This is a genomic window from Luteibacter sahnii (assembly GCF_034063545.1).
GTDB classification, from domain to species: Bacteria; Pseudomonadota; Gammaproteobacteria; order Xanthomonadales; family Rhodanobacteraceae; genus Luteibacter; species Luteibacter sahnii.
Map to the genome: position 1 here is coordinate 1 of NZ_JAQLOK010000022.1, position 1,153 is coordinate 1,153.

Annotated in this window: 1 protein-coding gene; it reads left to right on the top strand. The window is 68.7% G+C overall.

Annotation, left to right across the window (positions count from 1 at the left end):
* The coding region (locus PI246_RS18365; protein ID WP_320552773.1) for a condensation domain-containing protein at positions 1–1,153 on the top strand (1,153 nt) is incomplete at both ends.

A 1,153-nucleotide genomic window follows, 5' to 3' on the forward strand; every position in this document is an offset into this window, starting at 1 on the left:
TGCGGGGCTGGGCGATGGCCGATGGCGACGGCTGGCTGTTGGCGTTGCAGCACCACCACCTGGCGCTCGATCACGTGTCACTGGAGCGAGTGATCGACGAGGTGGGGCGGCTGATGCGGGGCGAGGGCGATGCGTTGCCGAAAGCCGAACCGTTCCGCACGTTCATCGGTCGGCTGGAACAGGACGGGACGGCGCGACGGGCGGCGGAAACGTACTTCAGCGCCGAACTGGGCGACGTGGACGAGCCGACGGCGCCGTTTGGAGTGATGGATGTACGCGCCAACGGCTGGCAGGCGTGCGAGATCCGCCGCACGATCGCGCCGTCGCTGGGTCGCCGTGTGCGCGCGGCGGCGGTACGCCACGGGGTAAGCGCGGCGGCGATCTACCACCTGGCCTGGGGCCGGGTGCTGGGTGCATGCTGCGGCCGTGACGACGTGGTGTACGGTACGGTGCTGTCGGGCCAGCAGCAGGACGGCGAGAGCACGGCACTGGGCATGTACATCAATACGCTGCCGCTGCGGGTGCGCCTGAACCTGTCGGCGAGTGCGGCGTTGCAGGCCACGCATGCGGGCCTGGGCGCGCTGCTACGTCACGAGCAGGCGTCGCTGGCCCTGGCGCAGCGGTGCAGCGGCGTGGACGGTACGCTACCCTTGTTCACGACGCTGCTGAATTACCGGCACAGTCGCCCGGAAAACAGTTCGGCATCGGTGCCTGGTGTGAAACTGCTGGGCGCCGAGGAACGGACGAATTACCCGATCACGCTGTCGGTGGAGGATGTGGGCACGGACGGCTTCGCGTTGACGGCGCTGAGCGTGCCGGACATGCCGGGCGCCCGATTGCTGGGCTACATGTCGCAGGCGCTGGAAGGCCTGGTCGAGGCGCTGGAATCGGGTGGCCAGACGCCGACGGATCGGATCCCAGTGCTGACGGCGTCGCAGCGCCGTGAGGTGATCGACGACTTCAACGCGACGACGGTGCCGTACCCGTCGGACCTCCTGGTGCATGAGCTGTTCCAAGCGCAGGCGGCACGCACGCCGGATGCGTTGGCGGTGCGGGCGGAAGAGGGGCAGTGGAGTTATGCGCAGCTGGAGGCGTACTCGAACCGCATCGCGCATCGATTGCGCGCGCTGGGGGTTCAGCCGGACGACCGTGT